Raw genomic sequence first — 18,364 nt, 5'->3', positions numbered from 1 at the left:
AGAGGGCCGAAAGCTGCAAAGCGGTTTTCGGCCCTTTTTTATGCAAATTCGTTGAAAAAGCGGATGCTTTCCGTCACGGCGCCCGGCACCACCCCGTTGTGTGTGCCGGGCAGCAGTTTTTTGTCGACCTTGAATCCCGAATACACGGCGCGGTCGACGAAAAGCTGGTGATCGGCGTCGAACGGGCGCTCCTCCGTGCCGCGCAGCAACAGCGCCGGGCATTTGAGGCTGGGGCCGAAACAGACCGAAGAGCGCATGATGAATTCCCGCTCGTCGGTTTCGTCGAAACAGAGTTCGTCCGAATAGCGGTTGAAGTAACGCCATGAATTGACGCCCGCCGAAATCGGCGCGGCGGCACGGAATTTGCGGCTCATGGCGGCCAAAAGCGTCAGCGTGCCGCCATTGGAATGGCCCGCAATGAAGAAGCGTTTCCTGTCGATACCGGGTAGGCTTTCCAGATAGGTCGCCGCCGCCAGCGCATCCGCTGTTTCGTCGTAGAAACCGGAATAATTGCCGTTCTGGCCGTTTTCGCCCCGGAAGGACGGCAAAAGCACCACGAAACCCGCCTCCCAATAGGGCTTCATCATCGCCCAATGGCCGTCACCGGTGGCGTTGCCGCCGTGCAGGAAAAGCACCGCGGGTTTGAGTACCGTCGAGGGCTGATAATGGGAAAGCCAGGCCACAAGCTCGATCGAACCATCCGGCCCGCCACGATAGGTGACCCGTTCCGCGCCCGGCGGTGTGCCGAGCGGCGATGATTTTTCCGGAGCGGACATTTTGCGCAGCAAATGGGTATGGAACCGCTTGCGCGCCTCGCCGTAATCCTGCTTTTCCAGCGGCAGCACTTCGGGCGTGGGAATGCCCGCTTTCGCACCTGCGGGCAGAAGTGCCGCTGCTGACAGGCCCATGGCACCCACAAGCAGATTGCGCCGCGTCAGGCTCCTTAAGGTCGCGCCGCTTTCTTCCTGTCCGAATGCTGAGGAGAGAAAGCGTTTATCTGGCATATGCGCACCTGAGTGATCAAAACATTAGAAGCAGTTCAGCACTGCGGCGAGAGGCTGTCCAATCACGGAGTCGCGAATGACAACAATGTATTCGCAGCCATCATGGCATTTTCTGGACGAAACATTCCCTTACTCCTGGGCTTGTTACAGGAATCCAGTCGACGCGCATCGGCGCGGCGGGAAGAGTCCCATCAGCCCAAGGACTTGGGCTGGCTGGATCCCTGTGACAAGCACAGGGATGAGGGAGACAGCGGAGACCCCTACCCATCAACGCCATCGATCATCGCCACAAGCGTCGCCAGGCGATCCGCCTCCGCCGGGAGTTTGTCGGCGCGAAGCCTCGCAATACGTGGAAACCGCATGGCAACGCCGGATTTGTGGCGGTTGGAACGGTTGATGCCCTCGAAAGCCACCTCCAGCACGAAACCGAAATCCGGCGTGGCGCGCACCGCGCGCACGGGCCCGAAACGCTCGACGGTATTGTCGCGCACGAACTTGTCCAGCACTTCAAGCTCCGCATCGGTAAAACCGAAATAGGCCTTGCCAACCGGCACCAGCTGTTCGCCATCCTCACCTTCCGCCCAAACGCCGAAGGTGAAATCGGAATAATAACTCGAGCGTTTGCCATGGCCGCGCTGCGCATACATCATGACAGCATCGATATTGTAGGGATCGCGTTTCCACTTGAACCACGGCCCCTTGGCCCGGCCGGCCTGATAGGCGCTGTCGCGGCGCTTGATCATGACGCCTTCGATCACCGGATCGGGTGGCGCGGCGCGAAGCGTATTCAGCTCGTCCCATGTTGAAAAACCGATGAGCGGAGACAGGTCGAAGCGGTCATGCGGGGCATGTTCGATGATATCCGACAGGCGGCCACGGCGTTCTAGATAGGTCTGCGCGCGAATGTCGCTCTCACCATCGAACAGCAGGTCATAGGCGCGGATGAAGGCCGGATAGTCATCCTGCATCTTGACCGTCACCGTCTTGCGGTTCAGCCGTTGTTGAAGGTCGGAAAAGGTGCGCGTGAGATTGTTGGAGCGCGCCGTGCCGCCAATCAGCAATTCACCATCCATCACGCCTTCGAAATCGATGGCATCGAGCACGTCGGGAAATGCGCCGGAAATATCGTCGCCGGAGCGGGAGTAGAGTTTGCGCGTCTCGCCTGCGCGGGAAAGCTGCACACGGATGCCGTCCCATTTCCACTCGGCCGCATAATCGGCCGGGTCCAGACCATCGAGATCGCCGTCTGCAACCGGGGTGGCCAGCATTACCGAGTGAAAGATGGCGGGCGTCGCCAGAACCGGTCGCTCGGACTTGCCCTCGAGCCAGGCGAAAAGCGTCGTGTAAGGCGGCGTCAGACCGTGCCAGAGGGTTTCGATTTCGATGATGTCCTTATCCGCGAAATCCGCCAGTGCCTGCCGCGCCAGCCGCGCCGAAACGCCGATGCGAAGGCTGCCGGTTGCGAGTTTCAGGAAGGCGAAACGCGAGGAGGTATCGAGCCGGTCGAGCAGATCGCGCACCGCTCCGCGCACCTCGGTGCGGCCGAGCGAATTCATCAGCGTCACGACTTCGCCAAGACGGGGATCCTGCGCCTCGGAATCATCCAGACCGCCGATATTGCCCCAGACGAGCGAGATGGTCTCGGCCAGGTCGCCGACATAATCGTATGAATAGCGGAACAGCACCTCGTCCATGCGCTCCAGCACCAGCTCGCGCAGCATTGCGGGCTTGACGCTTTTGAGGTCCAGCGTGCCGGCAATCGCCGCTAGCCCATACCCCCGGTCTGGGTCAGGCGTATCGCGGAAATAATCGGTCAAAAGCTTTAGCTTACCGTTGCGCGATGGGGTGAGGACAAGTCGGTCGAGAAGGGTGGCGAAGGCTTTCATCTCAATCCCCCTCGTCTTCGTAACCGACAAGATGCAGCGGTTTGGCAGCAATGCCCTGCAATTCGCACCAGCGCACCAGCGCCTCCTCGCGACCATGCGTGACCCAGACGGCCTGCGGGCCAATTTCCTTGATGGTTTCCAGCAGTTCCGGCCAGTCGCAGTGGTCGGAGATGACCAAAGGCAGCTCCACGCCGCCCTGTTTCGCCCGCTGTCGGACCATCATCCAGCCGGACGCGAATGCGATCAGCGGCTCGTTGAAACGACGCGCCCAGCGCTCCTGAAATGCAGAGGGCGGGCCGACGACGATCGCGCCCTTGAAGATGGCGGGATCGCTTTTTTCAAGCGTCGCGGGGCGTAGATCACCTAGATCGATGCCCTGCGACACGTAATAATCGCAGAGCCGCGCCAGCGCGCCGTGGATATAGATGGGATCGGCATAACCATTGTCGCGCAGGAGCCTGATAACGCGCTGCGCTTTGCCGAGTGAATAAGCGCCGACCAGATGGGTGCGCTCGGGAAACTGCTTGATGGAGGTGAGCAGCTTGCCGATTTCCACCCGCGGCAGCGGGTGGTGAAACACCGGCAACCCGAAGGTGGCCTCGGTGATGAAGACATCACACGGCACCGTTTCGAAGGGTGTACAAGTGGGATCGATACCGCGCTTGTAATCGCCGGAGGCAACGATGCGCATGCCGTTCATTTCCACGGAGATCTGTGCCGAACCCAGCACATGGCCCGCCGGGTGGAAACCGACAGTCACGCCGTTTACCTCCACCGTCTCCCCGAATGCGACCGCCTGCTCGCTGCCGCAGAAGTCCTCGCCGTAACGGATGCGCATGATATCGAGCGTCTGGCGTGTGGCCAGCACCGCCCCGTGGCCGGCGCGGGCGTGATCGGAATGGCCGTGGGTTATCAACGCGCGCGCCACCGGCCGCACCGGGTCGATATAAAAATCGCCCGGCGGGCAATAAAGACCCTTGGGCGTGGAGTTCAGGAGCTGTTCCGGCTTCATATTCATTGAGATAGGGCCGCCCGCGCGAATTTAAAGTGCTGCGAGCATAACGCGGAACGGGCGTTAAATTTCCAGGGGTGCGGTTTTGTTTTCGCGCTCAGAGGTCACGGGCATATTGGAAAGGCCCGGAACCATCCCTCATCCTTGTGCTTCTCACAGGGATGAGGGAAGAGCAAGTTGCCGGAGGAAGGCACAGCTCGAGTTCACCGCGCCTTATAGGGACAGCCGCCCCTTACTCCCCCGCACTTTCCGCCGGCTTGGCCGCCTGTGCTGCGGCTGGTAACCGGACCGGTTTCAGCATCAGTGCTGCGGCAAGGCCGATGGCTGCGGTTGCGGCGGCTGCGAAGAACAGCGGCGTGAAGGCATCCGAATAGAGCGAGGCAACGGCTGCCTGCGATGCCGCGGGCAGTTCGGAGAGCATCTTCGGCGTCAATTCCTCAATCCTTCCGACACCCGGAATGGTCACGGCAACGCCCTTGAGGCTGGAGGTGACGATCGCGCCATAGACCGAGATGGCGATTGCTGCGCCGCCCATGCGGGTGAGCGTCACCGCGCCGCTTGCGGCACCGATATCGGCCTTCGGCGCGGAATTCTGCACGCCGATAATGGGTGCCTGCTGGCCGAGGCCGACGGCGAAACCCTGCGCCAGCATGAGAATCGCAATCAGCCAAAGCGGCGTTCCCGCATGCATCTGCGTGAAGAGCAGCATGGCGATGACATTGATAGTGAGCCCGGCCACCGAAAACGGCTTATAGACGCCGGTGATCGAGATCAACCGCCCGGCCGACAGGGAACCCATGACGATGCCGCCGGTGACGGCGATGAAGAACAGGCCGGCATGGGATGGGGAAAGCCCGGTCGTGGTCTGCAGGAACAGCGCGTAATAATTGACCATGCCGATGCCAATACCGCCGCTGGTCAATGAAACTATCATCAACAGCGGAAAGCTGCTGTCCTTGAAGAGCCTGAGCGGCACCACGGGTTCCGGCGCGCGACGTTCCACTTGCACCCAGAGGAATGCGGCGATGACGGCGAAAGCGATAATACCGAGGCTGGGACCGGCGATGAGCGAACCGAACAATTCGCTGCTGTCGGCCCAGAAGACGACGCTTGCGATCGTCGCTGCCAGCAAGACGGCGCCGAGATAGTCGATCTTCGGCTGACGCGCGGGACGGCGGTAGGGCAGCAGGAAAATCAGGCCGGTGATGACGATAAGCCCGAGTGGCAGGTTGATGAGGAAGATCGACCGCCAGCCGAACAGATCGCTCATCGTGCCGCCGAGAATAGGCCCGACACTGCCCGACGCCATGATGGTGAGGCTGGAATAGCTCTGGTAACGGGCTCTTTCACGCGGTTCGAACAGATCGGCATTGACGGAGAAGATCGAAACCATGATGCCGCCGCCGCCAAGGCCCTGAAGCACGCGGGCCGCGATCAGGCTATCCATCGACCAGGCCAGCCCGCAGGCGAGCGAGCCGAGCGTGAAGATGATAACCGCCGCGATCATCACGTATTTTCGCCCGAACAGGTCTCCGAGCTTGCCATAAACAGGCATGACCGCGCTGGTCGCCAGAAGATAGGCCGAGCCGATCCAGCCGAAACGCTCCAGCGCGCCGAACTCGCCGACGATGGTGGGCAGCGCTGTCGAGACGATCTGGTTGTCGAGGGTAGCCATGAACATGGCCAGCATCAGAAACAGGAAAACGATGAGCCTACGCCGGTGATCCGACACAAGCGGCGCCACGGGGGCAACGGACATATCCATGAAAAATCTCGTTGAGTTTCGGCAATTTTGCTGCGACAATTTGTGTGCTATTAGCATATATATGTCAATGGCAAGTTTTTGACATCCATGATATTGGCGCTAAATGTGATCGCAAATCGGGATTGAAAGGAACGGCTGAGCGTGTCGACTGAGGAAGACTGGAACGAGGATCTGCCCGAAGACATCAAGCGCATCGGCAATACGATGACGCGTATGCGCATCATGATCGGACGGCGCATCATCGGGCGCATGGCGCTTGCCAAGGTGGCTCCGGGTCTGGAACTCTCCCATATCGACGTTCTCGATATATTGCGCCGCGCGGACGGTGATGTCACCGTTGGTGCGATTGCCGAGGGCATGCGCATCGACCCCTCGCGCGGCAGCCGGGTGGTGGCGGATATGGTCGGGCGCGGCCTGTTGAAACGCGGCGTCTCGCAGGAGGATGCCCGCCGCAGCATCGTCGAGATCACACCACTTGGCACCAGTCTGCTGCAGGAAATGCGCCGGACCAAGATGAGCGTCATCCAGGACGTGATGGATGGATGGCCGGAGGAGGATGTCGAGACATTCGCCCGGCTTTTCGATCGGTTCATCGACCGTTTCGAGGCCCGGCTGTCACCGGATACGGACCTCCTGACGGATCAGAAAAAATCATAGTTGACCCTGACATCCACAACTTCACTTTAAAAGGACGAGACCTTAACGTGCCGCCATCGAAAAGGTAAAAGGGTGACTTCGATGTTGACGATCTATGGTGTCTACCGTTCCCGCGCCACGCGCACGCTCTGGCTTGCCGGGGAACTGGGCATGGAATTCAAGCACGTGCCTGTCGTGCAGGCCCGCCGCGTTGCCGATCCCCTGGCCGCAGACGCGCCACTCAACACGCTGTCCCCCGCGTTTCTGGCCATCAATCCGATGGGCACCATCCCCTGCATCGAAGATGACGGCATGGTGCTTTATGAATCCATGGCCATCAACCTTTATCTCGTCCGCAAATATGGCGGACCGCTCGCACCGGTCGACCTGAAGGAAGATGCGGCGATGCTGCAATGGTCGTTCTTTGCAGCGACCGAAATCGAGACCAATTCGCTGAAGATTTCCTCCGCCATCGCCGAAGGGCTTTCGGAAAGCGATGCCGGCAAAGCGGTGATCGATGTCGCCGCGCGCCTCTTGAGGCGGCCCTTCCGGGTGCTGGAGCAACATCTTGCCAGCCACGATTATCTGGTAGGCGACCGTTTCACCGTCGCCGATCTCAACGTGGCGGAGATCGTCCGTTACGCGCAGGGCCACCAGCCGCTGTTTGACGCCCATCCGGCGCTGAAAGCCTGGCTGGAGCGCTGCCAGGCCCGCACGGCATTCAAGTCCATGTGGGACAGCCGGGCCGCCGAGGCGGCGTGAACGAAGGCACTAGTGGGGATAGTTGGCAGACCTCTCTTCGCACTCGACGTCATCCTCGGGACAAGCCCGAGGACGACGAAGCAAGCTTTTTAGCACATCACCCCTTCTCACCCGCCAGCGCCCGCTGCACGGCCGGGCGCTCGTTCATGCGCCTGAAGTGATCATGCACCTTCGGGAAGCGGGCGATATCCACGCCGTCGCTTTCCAACCAGCCGGACATGACGAATAGATAGGGATCGGCGACCGAATAGGCGGTGCCCAAGACCCATGGACCGTGCAGCATGCCGTGCTCGATCAGTTCGAAACAATCGGTCATGGTCTGCGGCACCTTCGCTTTCATATCCGCCAGGGAACTATCCTCGCTCGCCCAGCGGCTGCCGCGCCGGCCATGCGCATGGGCGACATGCACCGTGGAGGAAATGAAGGCGTTGAAGGCTTGCATCAGGGCGAATTCGAAGGGATCGTCGAGTGGGGCGAGTTTCTTCTCCGGAGCCATCTGCGCAATGAAGGCGAGGATGGCAGGCGTTTCCGTCAGCACCCCGCTTGCCGTTGCCAGCGCTGGCACGCGGCCTTTCGGGTTGATCTTCAGGAATGCCTCGGAGCGCTGCTCGCCCTCGGCGAAGTTGACGCGATGGGCCGTGTAAGGCAGGCCGGATTCCTCAAGCACGATATGGCTGGCGCGGGAGCAGGAACCGGGGGAGAAAAACAGTGTGAACATGGATATGCAACCTCCAGGGCAATGAGGGGCGCCCACCTCCTCGCGTGCAGACGCCAGCCCCTGCGGCGGCGATCTGGCAGACCATCACATGCAAGGGCAATCCATCATCCTGCCGGCAGCGGGCCGCGTCAAAGGTTATTTCTGAAGCGCGTCGCGTTTAACCGAAGGCATACCGCGCGCCTTATTTTTTGTCTTTACGCGTGTTCCGGACGTAAAGCCGCTGCGCAGTTTTACAGGAGATGCCTCTAGAGGCCGACGACGCGGATATCGCCGACGTGGATGCCGTTCCAGTTGCGCATCTGCCGGTTTGCCATGGCAAGCAGCGCCTCGTTCTCGGCGCCATCGAAATATTTCGCCAGCATTGCGGCAATCATCGCTTCCGCCGCACGCGTCGTGCCGTCTTCGCATTTCACCGCCATGGCGATGCCCTTTTCCGGCAGTGCGGCCACGAACACGCCTTCCGCACCGGTCTTGGCGAAAATCCTGCCCGGCGCGATCTGCATCAGCCTGGTGCAGGTGCGACCGGTGCCCGCCACATAAAAGGGTTCCGCCATGCAGGCGTCAAAGAGCCGGCGGGAGGCTTGCGCGCGCCCGGCCTCCAGCCCCCTGCCCGTCGCCATCTTGGCAAAACCATGCGCCAGACCCTTGAGCGGCACGGCATAAGTGGGGATCGAGCAACCGTCCACGCCGCAATTGTCATGGCCAAGCGTCGCACCCGTCAGGCTTTCCATCGTCGCGCGGATTTCGCGCTGCAGGGGGTGGTCGTAACCGACATAGCCCTTGGGGTCGGTGCCTGTGTGACAGCAGGCGCAGATGAAGCCGGAGTGCTTGCCGGAGCAATTATTGTGAAGCGCTGTCGGCTTTTCCAGCGTGCGGGCCTGATGGATGATGGTCTTCTGGTCGGAAGACCAGTGCGCGCCGCATTCCAGCGTATCCAAATCCCTGCCTGCCCTTGCGAGCATGGAGGCGGCGAGCGCCGCGTGTTCGTCCTCGCCGGAATGGGAAGAGCAGGCAAGCGCCAGTTCGCGATTGCCGAAGCCATAGGCATCCGCCGCGCCGCTTTCCACCAGCGGCAGCGCCTGCATGGCCTTGCAGGCAGAACGCGGGAAAACGCCGCGCTCGACATCGCCAGCTGAAAACACGACGCCACCATCGCCATCCACCACCACTGCAAGACCCTGGTGGCGGCTTTCGACCAGACTGCCCCTGAGGACTTCGACGGTAACGGAATTGTTCATTTTTGCGGCCTCAAAAAGTTCTGATTTTATGTCGTTGATAGCGCAATTGATTTTTCGATGCACGAGGCTATCAGTGAAATTTGCAAAACGTCTGCTGCTGGCGATTGCCATCATCTATCTGCTGCCAGCTCTGGCATCGGCGGGGTTGTGGGCCATGAGGGATCACCCGCAGGGCTGGCGTGACGCGCGCTGGTCTTCTTCCGGCACCCTGCCGCAAGCAGGTGCCGACCGGCAGGCGGCGGTTTACGTTTTTTCCGCCATGACCGGTGGCTTTAAAGGCTCCGTCGCCAGCCATGCCTGGATCGTGCTGAAAAAGCCGGGCGCGACGGCCTACGATCGCTACGACAAGGTGGGCTGGGGAATGCCGATACGCCACAATGGCTATCCGGCGGATGCCTATTGGTATTCCAACACGCCGCGTCAGGTGGTGGCCATTCATGGGGCGGCAGCGGAAAAACTGATCCCGAAGATCGAACAGGCGATTGCCGACTATCCCTATGGCAAACCGGGCGGCTATCGTATCTATCCCGGTCCCAACTCCAACACTTTCGTTGCCCATGTGCTGCGCAGCGTGCCGGAGCTCGGTGTGGTTCTGCCATCAGACGCGGTGGGCCGCGACTATCTGCCCAACGGCGCGTTTTACCACGTCGCCGACGACTGGAAGGATGCTAGCCTCTCGCTTGGCGGGTTGTTCGGTATTTCGGCGGGCGCACGCAGTGGCTTCGAGGTCAATTTCCTCGGCCTGGTCGCGGGCTTCGATTTCAGCCGGCCCGGCGTGAAGATACCGGGACTTGGCTATTTCGGAGTGGCGGGTATCCGCGCGTAAAGTCGGGTCAGGTCTCAGCGGCCTGTGCTGCGCGTTTGGCGCGGATGCTCTGGGCAATAAAAACACGCGACAGGCCGTGATAGAGCGGCTCCCGGGAGAAAAGCCGGGAGGTTAGATATCCCAGCATCGATGCCACCATGATGGGGATGACGCCGTCATGATTGCCGGTCATTTCGAGGATGATCACGAAAGCCGTCATGGGGGCCTGCACCACGCCCGCGAAATATCCCGCCATGCCGACAATGGCGCCAAGGCCGATGCTCGTACCCAGCAAAGTCGCCATCGTACTGCCAAAGCCCGCGCCCACGGACAGCGACGGCGCGAATATACCGCCCGGAATGCCCGACATCATCGCCAGAAACGTGGCCGCCAGCTTTTCGATGAAGAAGAATGCCGGTGCGGCCTGGCCCTCGATTGCGGCGCGCGCCTGTTCGTAACCCGTTCCGAAGGTCGCGCCATCAGTTGCAATACCGATGACGGCGGAGGCAAGGCCGCAGGCGGCGGCAACCGCCAGCATGCGCCTTGGCGGCATGGCCTGGGCGAAGCGCCGGATGCGCGCGGACAGGCGCAGCGCCCCCGCGCTGAACAGCGCGCCGAACGCACCGCCGCCAATGCCGCAGACCAGCACGAGCAGCCAGTCCATCATGGTTTTCGCCATGACGGAACTGGTGCCAAAGTAAGTATAGCTGCCGACCAGCGCCAGCGAGGCAAGGCCGGACAGGATGACGGCGGTAAGGACGAGGCCGTTTGCCCGGGATTCGTAGGTCTTGCTCATTTCCTCGATGGCAAACACGATGCCGGCCAGCGGTGTGTTGAACGCTGCCGCAATACCCGCCGCTGATCCGGCAAGAATAAGACCTTTTGCCTGTGCCATGCCGCCCCAGCGCGCCGCCTGAAGCATGATCGAGGCCCCGACTTGCACGGTTGGTCCCTCTCTCCCGATCGACGCACCGGACAAAAGCCCGACGACCGTCAGCAAGACCTTGCCGAAAGCGAGTTTCAGCGACAGGAGCCGCGAACGATCCGCATCGTCACGCAGGTGCCGCGCGGCGATGGCCTGGGGAATGCCGCTGCCGCCAGCATTGGGAAAAACCGTCAGCGCCAGCCAGGCGCACAGCGTGAAACCGAGCGGCGTCACGACAAGCGGCAGCAGAAACGCCCATTCGCCGGAAGATGTTGCCGAGAAGAAAAGATGCTGGGCGCGATCCGCCGCCCAGGCAAAACCGACGCTGATGATGCCGACTGCAAGCGCGCCGATCCAGAAAACCGCCCTCGGCTTCCACACCCGCCATGAACCCCACACAACACGGGAACGGCGGAGCATCTTCAGCTTTTTGTAGTCGACGGGCATGGGGATCCAGATCGGTGATTTCAGTTATTGTCGGGCGGGAGGCCCTTTTATCGGCCTGCCAGCCGGCGATTGCAAGTTTTGCATTTGACTCGTTGCGACAGACGGCAGAAGCTGCGCATCGCAAATGCAACGCATGGAGAGAAAAGATGAAAACCGCAACTTTGCCTTCGCTGCGTGTAACGGCGGATTTCCGCGAGGCGGCAGAAAGCGTTCTGAAAGACGGCGAGACGCTATCGTCATTTGTCGAGGATTCGGTCCGCAGGCAGGTGGAAATCCGCAAATCGCAGGCGGAATTCATTGCGCGCGGGCTGGCGTCGCTCGAACAAGCGGAGCGCACCGGTGTCTATTATAGCACCGACGATGTTCTTTCGATGATGCAAAGAAAACTCGATGCTGCGAAAGCCGCGAAACGGAAATGACATATCAGCTTCGTCATACCGAAGAAGCACTGGCGGATTTCGATCGCATCTATGATTTTCTGATCGCATACGACATCAATGTGGCCGAGAAGGCCATTCACGCCATAAGAGCAGGATTAGACATTCTCAGCGAATTTCCCTTCAGTTGCCGTAAGGCATCTTCTGAAAACGGGCTGATACGTGAACTCCTCGTGCCGTTCGGGTCATCCGGCTATATCGTGCTGTTCCGCATCGACGGCCCGGAAACAGTCACCATTGCCGCCGTTCGCCACCAGCGTGAGGATGATTACCATTGACCCTCACCGGTCGCTGACAGCCGCTCGCGGGTTTACCCACGGCTCCTGATTGGAGCGCGGCAGCGGGGTTTTGCCAAGGATGTGGTCCGCCGCCTTTTCGCCCGTCATGATCGAGGGACCGTTCAGGTTGCCGTAGGTCACGTGCGGGAAGATCGAGCTGTCGGCGACCCGCAGCCCCTCCACGCCGATCACCCGGCATTCGGGATCAACGACGGCCATGGGGTCGTTCCTGTCGCCCATCCGGCAGGTGCCGCAGGGGTGATAGGCGCTTTCCAGATGTTCGCGCAGGAAGGCGTCGATCTGTTCGTCCGTCTCCACCTTTTCGCCCGGCTGGATTTCCGGCCCGCGAAAATCGTCGAAGGCTTTCTGGCCGAAAATCTCGCGCGTGAGGCGCACGCAATGGCGGAATTTTTCCCAGTCTTCCGGGTGGCTCATATAGTTGAAGCGGATGACCGGGTCGTCATGCGGATCGGCGGAACGCAGCGTGACATTGCCGCGCGACTTCGACAGGTTGTAGCCGACATGTGCCTGAAAACCGTGGCTTTTCGCAGCCGCCTTGCCATCATAGGAGATGGCGACGGGCAGGAAATGGTACTGGATGTCAGGCTGTTTCAGGCCAGGCGCTGAACGCAGGAAGGCGCAGGCCTCGAACTGGTTGGAGGCCCCTAACCCGCCTTTCGACAGCAGCCATTGCGCACCAGCGACCCCCTGCCAGAACCAGGGCAGCCAGGAGTAAAGCGACACCGGCTTGGTGGAGACCTGCTGGAAATAAAACTCCATATGGTCCTGAAGGTTTGCACCCACACCCGGCCGATCCGCCTTAACCTCTATGCCCATGTCCTTCAGATGAGCGGCAGGCCCGATGCCCGAAAGCATCAGCAATTTCGGCGAATTGAAAGACGATGCCGAGACGATGACCTCACGATCGGCCCTGATGGTTTCCACCCCGCCCCTGCGCTCGATTTCGACGCCGACGGCACGGCCGTTCTCGATGACGACCTTGCGGGCGAAGCCGTTGACCAGCGTGACATTACCGCGCTTCAGCGCCGGCTTCAGGTAGGCATTGGCGGCGGACCAGCGGCGGCCATTATGGATGGTCTGCTCCATCAGGCCGAAACCTTCCTGTTTGGAGCCGTTATAGTCGTCTGTCAGCTCGAAGCCTGCCTGCGCGCCAGCCTGAATGAAGGCGTGGAACAGCGGATTGCTGACCGGCCCGCGCTGAACATGCAGCGGCCCATCCGTGCCGCGCCACCCCTCTTCGCCGCCATGGCTGTGTTCCATACGCTTGAAATAAGGCAGCACATCCGCATAGGCCCAGCCATGCGCGCCCAGTTCCTCCCAGCGGTTGAAATCCTCGGCATGGCCGCGCACGTAAACAAGGCCGTTAATGGAGGACGAACCGCCGATGACCTTGCCGCGTGGGGCGGTGATGCGGCGATTGTCGAGGTTCGGTTCGGGTTCGGAGAGATAGCCCCAATTGTAGCGCTTCATACTCATCGGCCAGGCGAGTGCGGCCGGCATCTGGATGAAAGGCCCGAAATCCGAGCCGCCAGCCTCGATGACAATCACCGAATAACGGCCGTCTTCCGACAGGCGATAGGCGATGGCGGAGCCTGCGGAACCGGAACCGACGATGACGTAATCTGCGTGCATGATTTGCTCTCTCTTCAATGAGCGTTGGTTCCGATTAACGGGCTGAGGGTGGGGTCCCCCCCCCACCAAATCTCAATAAGGCGCGTCCACCTTGCCCGTGCTCACATAAACCGTCTTCAGCTCGCTATAATGCTCCAGCGCCGCCGCCGAATTCTCGCGCCCGAAACCAGACTGCTTGGAGCCGCCGAATGGGATTTCCACCGGGCAGAGATTGTAGGTGTTGATCCACAGCGTGCCCGCCTCCAGCTGGTCGACCACGCGATGAGCGCGGGCGAGATCGGCGGTGAAGACGCCGCCGGCAAGGCCGAATTCGGTGGCGTTGGCGCGGGCCAGAACCTCATCCTCATCATCGAAATCCAGCACGCACATGACCGGGCCGAAGATTTCCTCGCGCGCGATAGTCATGTCATCGGTCACATCTGCAAACACGGTCGGCTGCACATAGGCGCCCTCGCCTGCAACATTGTTGGGAATGCCGCCGCCGGTTACCAGCGTCGCACCCTCCGCCTTGCCCTTTTCGATATAGCCAAGCACCTTTTCCTGCTGGGCTTTGGAGACCAGCGGGCCGAGATGGGTGGCGTAATCCAGGGGGTCGCCGAGGATCATCGCCTCAGTGCGGCGCTTCAGGTTTTCGAGGAAGCGGTCCTTCGCCTTTTTCTGCACGAAAACGCGGGTACCGTTGGAGCAGACCTGACCGGAAGAATAGAAATTGCCGAGCATCGCCCCGCCGACAGCGCTTTCGATATCGGCATCGTCAAACACGATCAGCGGCGATTTGCCACCGAGTTCCATCGTCACGTGCTTGAGATGCCCGGCGGCGGCGGCGGCAACCTTGCGGCCGGTGGGCACCGAGCCGGTGAGCGAGACCTTGGCGACATCCGGGTGGTTGACCAGAAGCGGGCCGGTATCGCGATCACCCTGAATGACGTTGAACAGGCCCTTGGGCAGCCCTGCCTCGATCAGGATTTCCGCGATCTTCAAAGCGCCGAGCGGGGTGTTTTCCGATGGCTTGAAGACCATGGCGTTGCCGGCAACGAGCGCCGGCGCCGCCTTCCAGCAGGCGATCTGCTGTGGATAGTTCCATGCGCCGATGCCGACACAGACGCCGAGCGGCACGCGCTTGGTATAGGCGAAATCGCCGCCGAGCGGGATGTAGTTGCCGTTCAGCGCGGAAGGCGCGATACCGCCGAAAAATTCGAAGGCATCGGCACCCGAGGTCGGATCGGCAACGATGGTTTCCTGGATCGGCTTGCCGGTATCCAGCGTTTCGAGCGTGGAGAGCGCCTCGTTGCGTTCACGCATGATATCGGCGGCGCGTTTCAATATACGCCCGCGCGCCATGGGGCTCATTGCCGCCCATTCCTTCTGGGCGCGTTTGGCCGATGCAATGGCGCGCTCGACAATCGCGGGCGTTGCCGCATGCAGCCTTGCAATGACTTCGCCGGTGGCCGGAAAGACGCTTTCGAAAAGCGTGCCGGCATTGTCTTCGACATAGTCGCCGTCAATGAAATGCGAGGCTTTGGGCTGCGCCCTGAGAGACGTCGCGATAGTCATGTCGAATACTCCTAGAGAATGCGGACGGACGGCTTCGGGCGCTGTCCATCAGGATATGGTTTGAGCTGCAAGTCGAAATAGTCTTCGACAAGGGCCGGCGCTGAGGCGAGCCCAAGCGGGGCCGAACGCAGGCTGTGCCTGATATACAGCCCGTCGATAAGGGCTGCCGCACCTTCCGCAATCCGCGCGGCGTCATCGGGCGGGCATAGCCGGTTCAGGCTTGCCATGAGGTTCGAGCGCAGGCGACGGGAATAGAGCACCAGCAGGCGGCGCGTTTCTTCCGAGCGCTGCGCCTCCACATAAAAGGCAAGCCATGCCGCCACCGTCTCGGGCGTGAACTGGTCGCTCTGGAAAGAGACGTGAACGATGGCGCTCAGCCGTTCGCGCGGGCCATTGGAGCGGGTCAGCGCCGCCACCGCATCGCGCCTCAGATCCCGCAGCAGGCTGCGGATGGTTTCCAGAAGGAGCTGCTGCTTGCTGCCGAAATAATGATGCGCAAGCGCCGGAGATACGCCCGCTTCCCGGGCAATATCCGACATTGTCACATTCAGCGAACCATGGTGGCCTATGGTGCGTAACGCCGCATCCACAAGCGCCTTGCGGCGCAAAGGCTCCATTCCGATCTTGGGCATAAGGGTCTCCTTGATGGCGGGCAAAATATTCTTGATTGATCAATCAATCAATAAAAAACGCGCCATTTCATGTCGCTGATTTGCCATGGATCAAAGAAAACCGGGCAAGGCCGGATAAGACTAGCCGCTCCCATGCTGAGGAGCCGCTCACAGGGGAAAAACTAAACCGTGATATACTGCAAATTGGGAATGGAACACGTTTCGTGCTAATATGCAGAGTGATACAAATTTCGCTGGAAGCGGCGCCAGACGAAAACTGAAAAAACGCCCGCAAGACCGCGATCCCAATCAGGTCCCGACACGGACCGGAGATGCCTTCGCAACGGTTGAACAAGGGAGTGATATCATGCCAATGGTGACAGTATCGATTTCCCCGGAACAGGCAGCAAGAATGCGCGAGGCCGTGAATAGCGGCGCCTACGCATCCGGCAGCGAGGTCGTAAGGGCCGCGCTGAGACTATGGGCGGCCTCTGCTGCCGCAACCGGCGCAGATACAGAGGCTGCAGCACCTGTCGAGGCGGATCGCGAACGCCTGAATGTTGCGGAACTTTACGCCGCTCACACCGGCCATGTGCGCCGGGCCTGAGGGCCTGCCGGATACCCCTGGCTATTGAGGGGCCCGTGACAAAACCTTCATTAAAGCTTCACAGTCGTGAAAGCTTTTGTTGACCTGTAATCTGCGATTGTCTGCTGAAAAGAGACAAGTTCCCGTGTGTGCATTTGACTTGTCATGCCACCAACGGGAACTGGCAATAGCGGAGAACAGAAATGCCGGCCGTAACGCTGGAGAACGATGTCATAAGGCGGTTTGCCTCCGGGCACATGTTTCCCATGGCGAAGCTTGTGCTTGAAACCGCGTTTCAGCCGATCGTCGAGGCGACGACGGGCACGATTTTCGGATATGAATCACTGATGCGCGGCCATGACCGGCTTGGGTTTTCCAATCCGCTCGCGCTTCTCGACCAGGCTGCCGAGGATGGCGAGCTGAAGGCCTTCGAGCAGATGCTGGCAAGCCGGGCGCTCGCTAAATTCTCCACCCTGGCGGATTTTTTCACCACCACCCTGTTCCTCAATCTCGATGTAAGGCTTATCCCGCACGGGGACGCCATTCTCGACAAGCTCGTTGGCCATCTGGCGCGGGCGGGCATTCCGGCCTCCTCCATATGCTTTGAACTTTCCGAACGTTTCGACAATACCAGCGTGCCGGAGTTCAAGGCGCTGATCGCCCGCATGCGCAAGGAAGGTTTCAAGCTGGCGATCGACGATTTCGGCGCCGGTCACGGCGAGATGAAGCTTTTATGCGACTATCCGCTTGATTACCTGAAGATCGACCGGCATTTCATCAGCGGTGTCGATCATCTTCCGCGCAAGCAGCATCTGGTGCGCAACATCGTCAACATCGCTCATGTTCTCGGCGTCCGGGTCATTGCGGAAGGCATCGAGACCGAAGCGGAATTTCTCACCTGCCGCGAATATGGCGTCGATCTGGTGCAGGGCTGGCTGATCGCCAGGCCGACGGTTTTCACCAGCGAACTTCCCGAGAGCTTTCCGCACCTCAACCGCGTGGGCGTGGCGCGGCGCAACAGCCAGTCGCTGGACGAAATCCTCATCCGTCGCGAAATAGAGCGTCTTCCCACCGTCTATGAGCATGACAGCGTCGACAGCGTCTTCGAATTGTTCCGCAGAAACCCGCAGCAGGCGTTTTTCCCGGTGCTCAACGCCAATGGCGAACCGCGCGGCGTCATCAACGAATATCACCTCAAGGAATACATCTACCGGCCTTTCGGGCGCGATCTCCTCAAGAACAAGATCTACGAGCGCACCATTTCCCACTTCGTCGATCCCGCGCCGATCGTGGGTCTCGACGCCGATGCCGATCAACTGATGAACATGTTCGCCAGCATGGGCGGCAGCGCCTGCATCATCCTGACCGAAAACATGCGTTACGCCGGCATCGTCTCAGCCGCATCGCTCATCAAGGTCATCAATGAAAAACAGCTCAAGATGGCGCAGGACCAGAACCCGCTGACGGCGCTGCCGGGCAACCGCGCCATCGGCGGCTTCATCGCCGACAGCTGCGGCGATGGCGATGAGACCCGTTTCTTCTGCTATTGCGATTTCGACAATTTCAAACCCTTCAACGATAAATACGGCTTCAATGCCGGCGACCACGCCATCACCCTGTTTTCCGCACTGATGCGTCGCTACTTTTTCGCTGGCGACTGTTTTCTCGGCCATATCGGCGGCGACGACTTCTTCGTCGGCGTGCGTGACTGGGCGGTGGAGGAACTGACGGAAATCCTAGAGCGGCTGCTGAGCGATTTTCACGGTGAAGTGGCCGAACTCTATTCGCCAGAGGACCGTCAGGCCGGTCGCATGGTCGGGCTGGACCGTCGCGGCAATGAGCGGGATTTTGCCCTGCTGCGTTGCTCCATCGGCGTTCTCACATTGCCAAAAGGTTTGATCATCGCCAATCCCGAGCGCATCGGCAGCGAGATCGCCGGCATCAAGACAGCCGCGAAAGAAAACGATGGCGGCCTCGTCATCCGGGTGTTCGGGGAGACAAAATGACATCAGCGACAAAGGGCCTCCTTCCCTAAGCGGTACATCTG

At 60.5% G+C, this 18,364-nt stretch carries 17 protein-coding genes; 7 read left to right on the top strand and 10 right to left on the bottom strand.

Annotated elements, in window-relative coordinates:
- Positions 1-38: 38 nt before the first annotated feature.
- The 4 genes from ACZ5A6_RS02710 to ACZ5A6_RS02695 form a co-directional block, all read right to left on the bottom strand.
- Entirely contained in the window at positions 39-1,004 is a 966-nt protein-coding gene (locus ACZ5A6_RS02710; RefSeq protein WP_003511897.1) for an alpha/beta hydrolase family protein, read from the bottom strand.
- A gap of 260 nt (positions 1,005-1,264) precedes the next feature.
- Positions 1,265-2,890 (bottom strand): cisplatin damage response ATP-dependent DNA ligase, encoded by a 1,626-nt coding sequence (locus ACZ5A6_RS02705; RefSeq protein ID WP_464111042.1) that lies wholly within the window; start codon positions 2,888-2,890, stop codon positions 1,265-1,267.
- A gap of 1 nt (position 2,891) precedes the next feature.
- Positions 2,892-3,908, bottom strand: a complete 1,017-nt coding sequence (locus tag ACZ5A6_RS02700; protein ID WP_038490174.1) for a ligase-associated DNA damage response exonuclease — start codon at positions 3,906-3,908, stop codon at positions 2,892-2,894.
- A gap of 226 nt (positions 3,909-4,134) precedes the next feature.
- Positions 4,135-5,667 carry an MDR family MFS transporter gene (locus ACZ5A6_RS02695; RefSeq protein WP_065661270.1) on the bottom strand — a complete coding sequence of 511 codons (1,533 nt, stop codon included), beginning with the start codon at positions 5,665-5,667 and terminating at the stop codon, positions 4,135-4,137.
- A gap of 141 nt (positions 5,668-5,808) precedes the next feature.
- On the opposite strand from ACZ5A6_RS02695, the gene ACZ5A6_RS02690 reads away from it, so the two are divergent.
- The gene (locus tag ACZ5A6_RS02690; protein ID WP_003511890.1) at positions 5,809-6,324 is read left to right on the top strand and encodes a MarR family winged helix-turn-helix transcriptional regulator; all 516 of its coding nucleotides are present in this window, start codon (positions 5,809-5,811) and stop codon (positions 6,322-6,324) included.
- Between the two features lie 81 nt (positions 6,325-6,405).
- Positions 6,406-7,065, top strand: a complete 660-nt coding sequence (locus ACZ5A6_RS02685) for a glutathione S-transferase family protein (RefSeq protein ID WP_003511889.1) — start codon at positions 6,406-6,408, stop codon at positions 7,063-7,065.
- 97 nt (positions 7,066-7,162) lie between these two features.
- Here the strand turns inward: ACZ5A6_RS02685 and ACZ5A6_RS02680 are convergent, their stop codons facing one another.
- Both ACZ5A6_RS02680 and ACZ5A6_RS02675 read right to left on the bottom strand, forming a co-directional pair.
- A complete protein-coding gene (locus ACZ5A6_RS02680; RefSeq protein WP_013635651.1) occupies positions 7,163-7,783 on the bottom strand; it encodes a glutathione S-transferase family protein in 621 nt (206 codons plus the stop codon).
- 245 nt (positions 7,784-8,028) lie between these two features.
- A complete protein-coding gene (locus ACZ5A6_RS02675; RefSeq protein ID WP_174061562.1) occupies positions 8,029-9,021 on the bottom strand; it encodes an asparaginase in 993 nt (330 codons plus the stop codon).
- Between the two features lie 73 nt (positions 9,022-9,094).
- Here ACZ5A6_RS02675 and ACZ5A6_RS02670 point away from each other — a divergent pair, with 73 nt between their 5' ends.
- Positions 9,095-9,847: a DUF3750 domain-containing protein gene (locus tag ACZ5A6_RS02670; protein WP_003511884.1), complete on the top strand. Its 753-nt coding sequence runs from the start codon at positions 9,095-9,097 to the stop codon at positions 9,845-9,847.
- A 7-nt stretch (positions 9,848-9,854) separates the two neighbouring features.
- On the opposite strand, the gene ACZ5A6_RS02665 is transcribed toward ACZ5A6_RS02670, so the two are convergent.
- Positions 9,855-11,198, bottom strand: a complete 1,344-nt coding sequence (locus ACZ5A6_RS02665) for a chloride channel protein (RefSeq protein WP_065688080.1) — start codon at positions 11,196-11,198, stop codon at positions 9,855-9,857.
- Positions 11,199-11,344: 146 nt separating this feature from the next.
- Between ACZ5A6_RS02665 and ACZ5A6_RS02660 the strand changes: the two genes are divergently transcribed.
- Both ACZ5A6_RS02660 and ACZ5A6_RS02655 read left to right on the top strand, forming a co-directional pair.
- The gene (locus ACZ5A6_RS02660) at positions 11,345-11,617 is read left to right on the top strand and encodes a YlcI/YnfO family protein (protein WP_003511882.1); all 273 of its coding nucleotides are present in this window, start codon (positions 11,345-11,347) and stop codon (positions 11,615-11,617) included.
- Entirely contained in the window at positions 11,614-11,913 is a 300-nt protein-coding gene (locus tag ACZ5A6_RS02655; protein WP_080799191.1) for a type II toxin-antitoxin system RelE/ParE family toxin, read from the top strand. Before ACZ5A6_RS02660 ends, ACZ5A6_RS02655 begins: the two co-directional genes overlap by 4 nt.
- A 3-nt stretch (positions 11,914-11,916) precedes the next feature.
- Here the strand turns inward: ACZ5A6_RS02655 and betA are convergent, their stop codons facing one another.
- From betA to betI, 3 genes are all read right to left on the bottom strand, one after another.
- Entirely contained in the window at positions 11,917-13,566 is a 1,650-nt protein-coding gene (gene betA / locus ACZ5A6_RS02650) for a choline dehydrogenase (protein ID WP_065658185.1), read from the bottom strand.
- A 72-nt stretch (positions 13,567-13,638) separates the two neighbouring features.
- The gene (gene betB, locus ACZ5A6_RS02645) at positions 13,639-15,120 is read right to left on the bottom strand and encodes a betaine-aldehyde dehydrogenase (protein WP_065658186.1); all 1,482 of its coding nucleotides are present in this window, start codon (positions 15,118-15,120) and stop codon (positions 13,639-13,641) included.
- A gap of 11 nt (positions 15,121-15,131) precedes the next feature.
- Positions 15,132-15,752: a transcriptional regulator BetI gene (gene betI, locus ACZ5A6_RS02640; protein ID WP_113472844.1), complete on the bottom strand. Its 621-nt coding sequence runs from the start codon at positions 15,750-15,752 to the stop codon at positions 15,132-15,134.
- 346 nt (positions 15,753-16,098) lie between these two features.
- Between betI and ACZ5A6_RS02635 the strand changes: the two genes are divergently transcribed.
- Both ACZ5A6_RS02635 and ACZ5A6_RS02630 read left to right on the top strand, forming a co-directional pair.
- On the top strand, positions 16,099-16,338 hold the full coding sequence (locus ACZ5A6_RS02635; RefSeq protein ID WP_025592709.1) for a ribbon-helix-helix domain-containing protein: 240 nt from the start codon (positions 16,099-16,101) through the stop codon (positions 16,336-16,338).
- Positions 16,339-16,520: 182 nt separating this feature from the next.
- Positions 16,521-18,323 carry a GGDEF domain-containing protein gene (locus ACZ5A6_RS02630; RefSeq protein ID WP_174061563.1) on the top strand — a complete coding sequence of 601 codons (1,803 nt, stop codon included), beginning with the start codon at positions 16,521-16,523 and terminating at the stop codon, positions 18,321-18,323.
- Positions 18,324-18,364: the final 41 nt, after the last annotated feature.

This window comes from Agrobacterium sp. 6Ca8, from assembly GCF_055382765.1.
The sequence above is the reverse complement of the archived record's forward strand: the minus strand, read 5'-3'. Positions and strand labels throughout refer to the sequence as shown.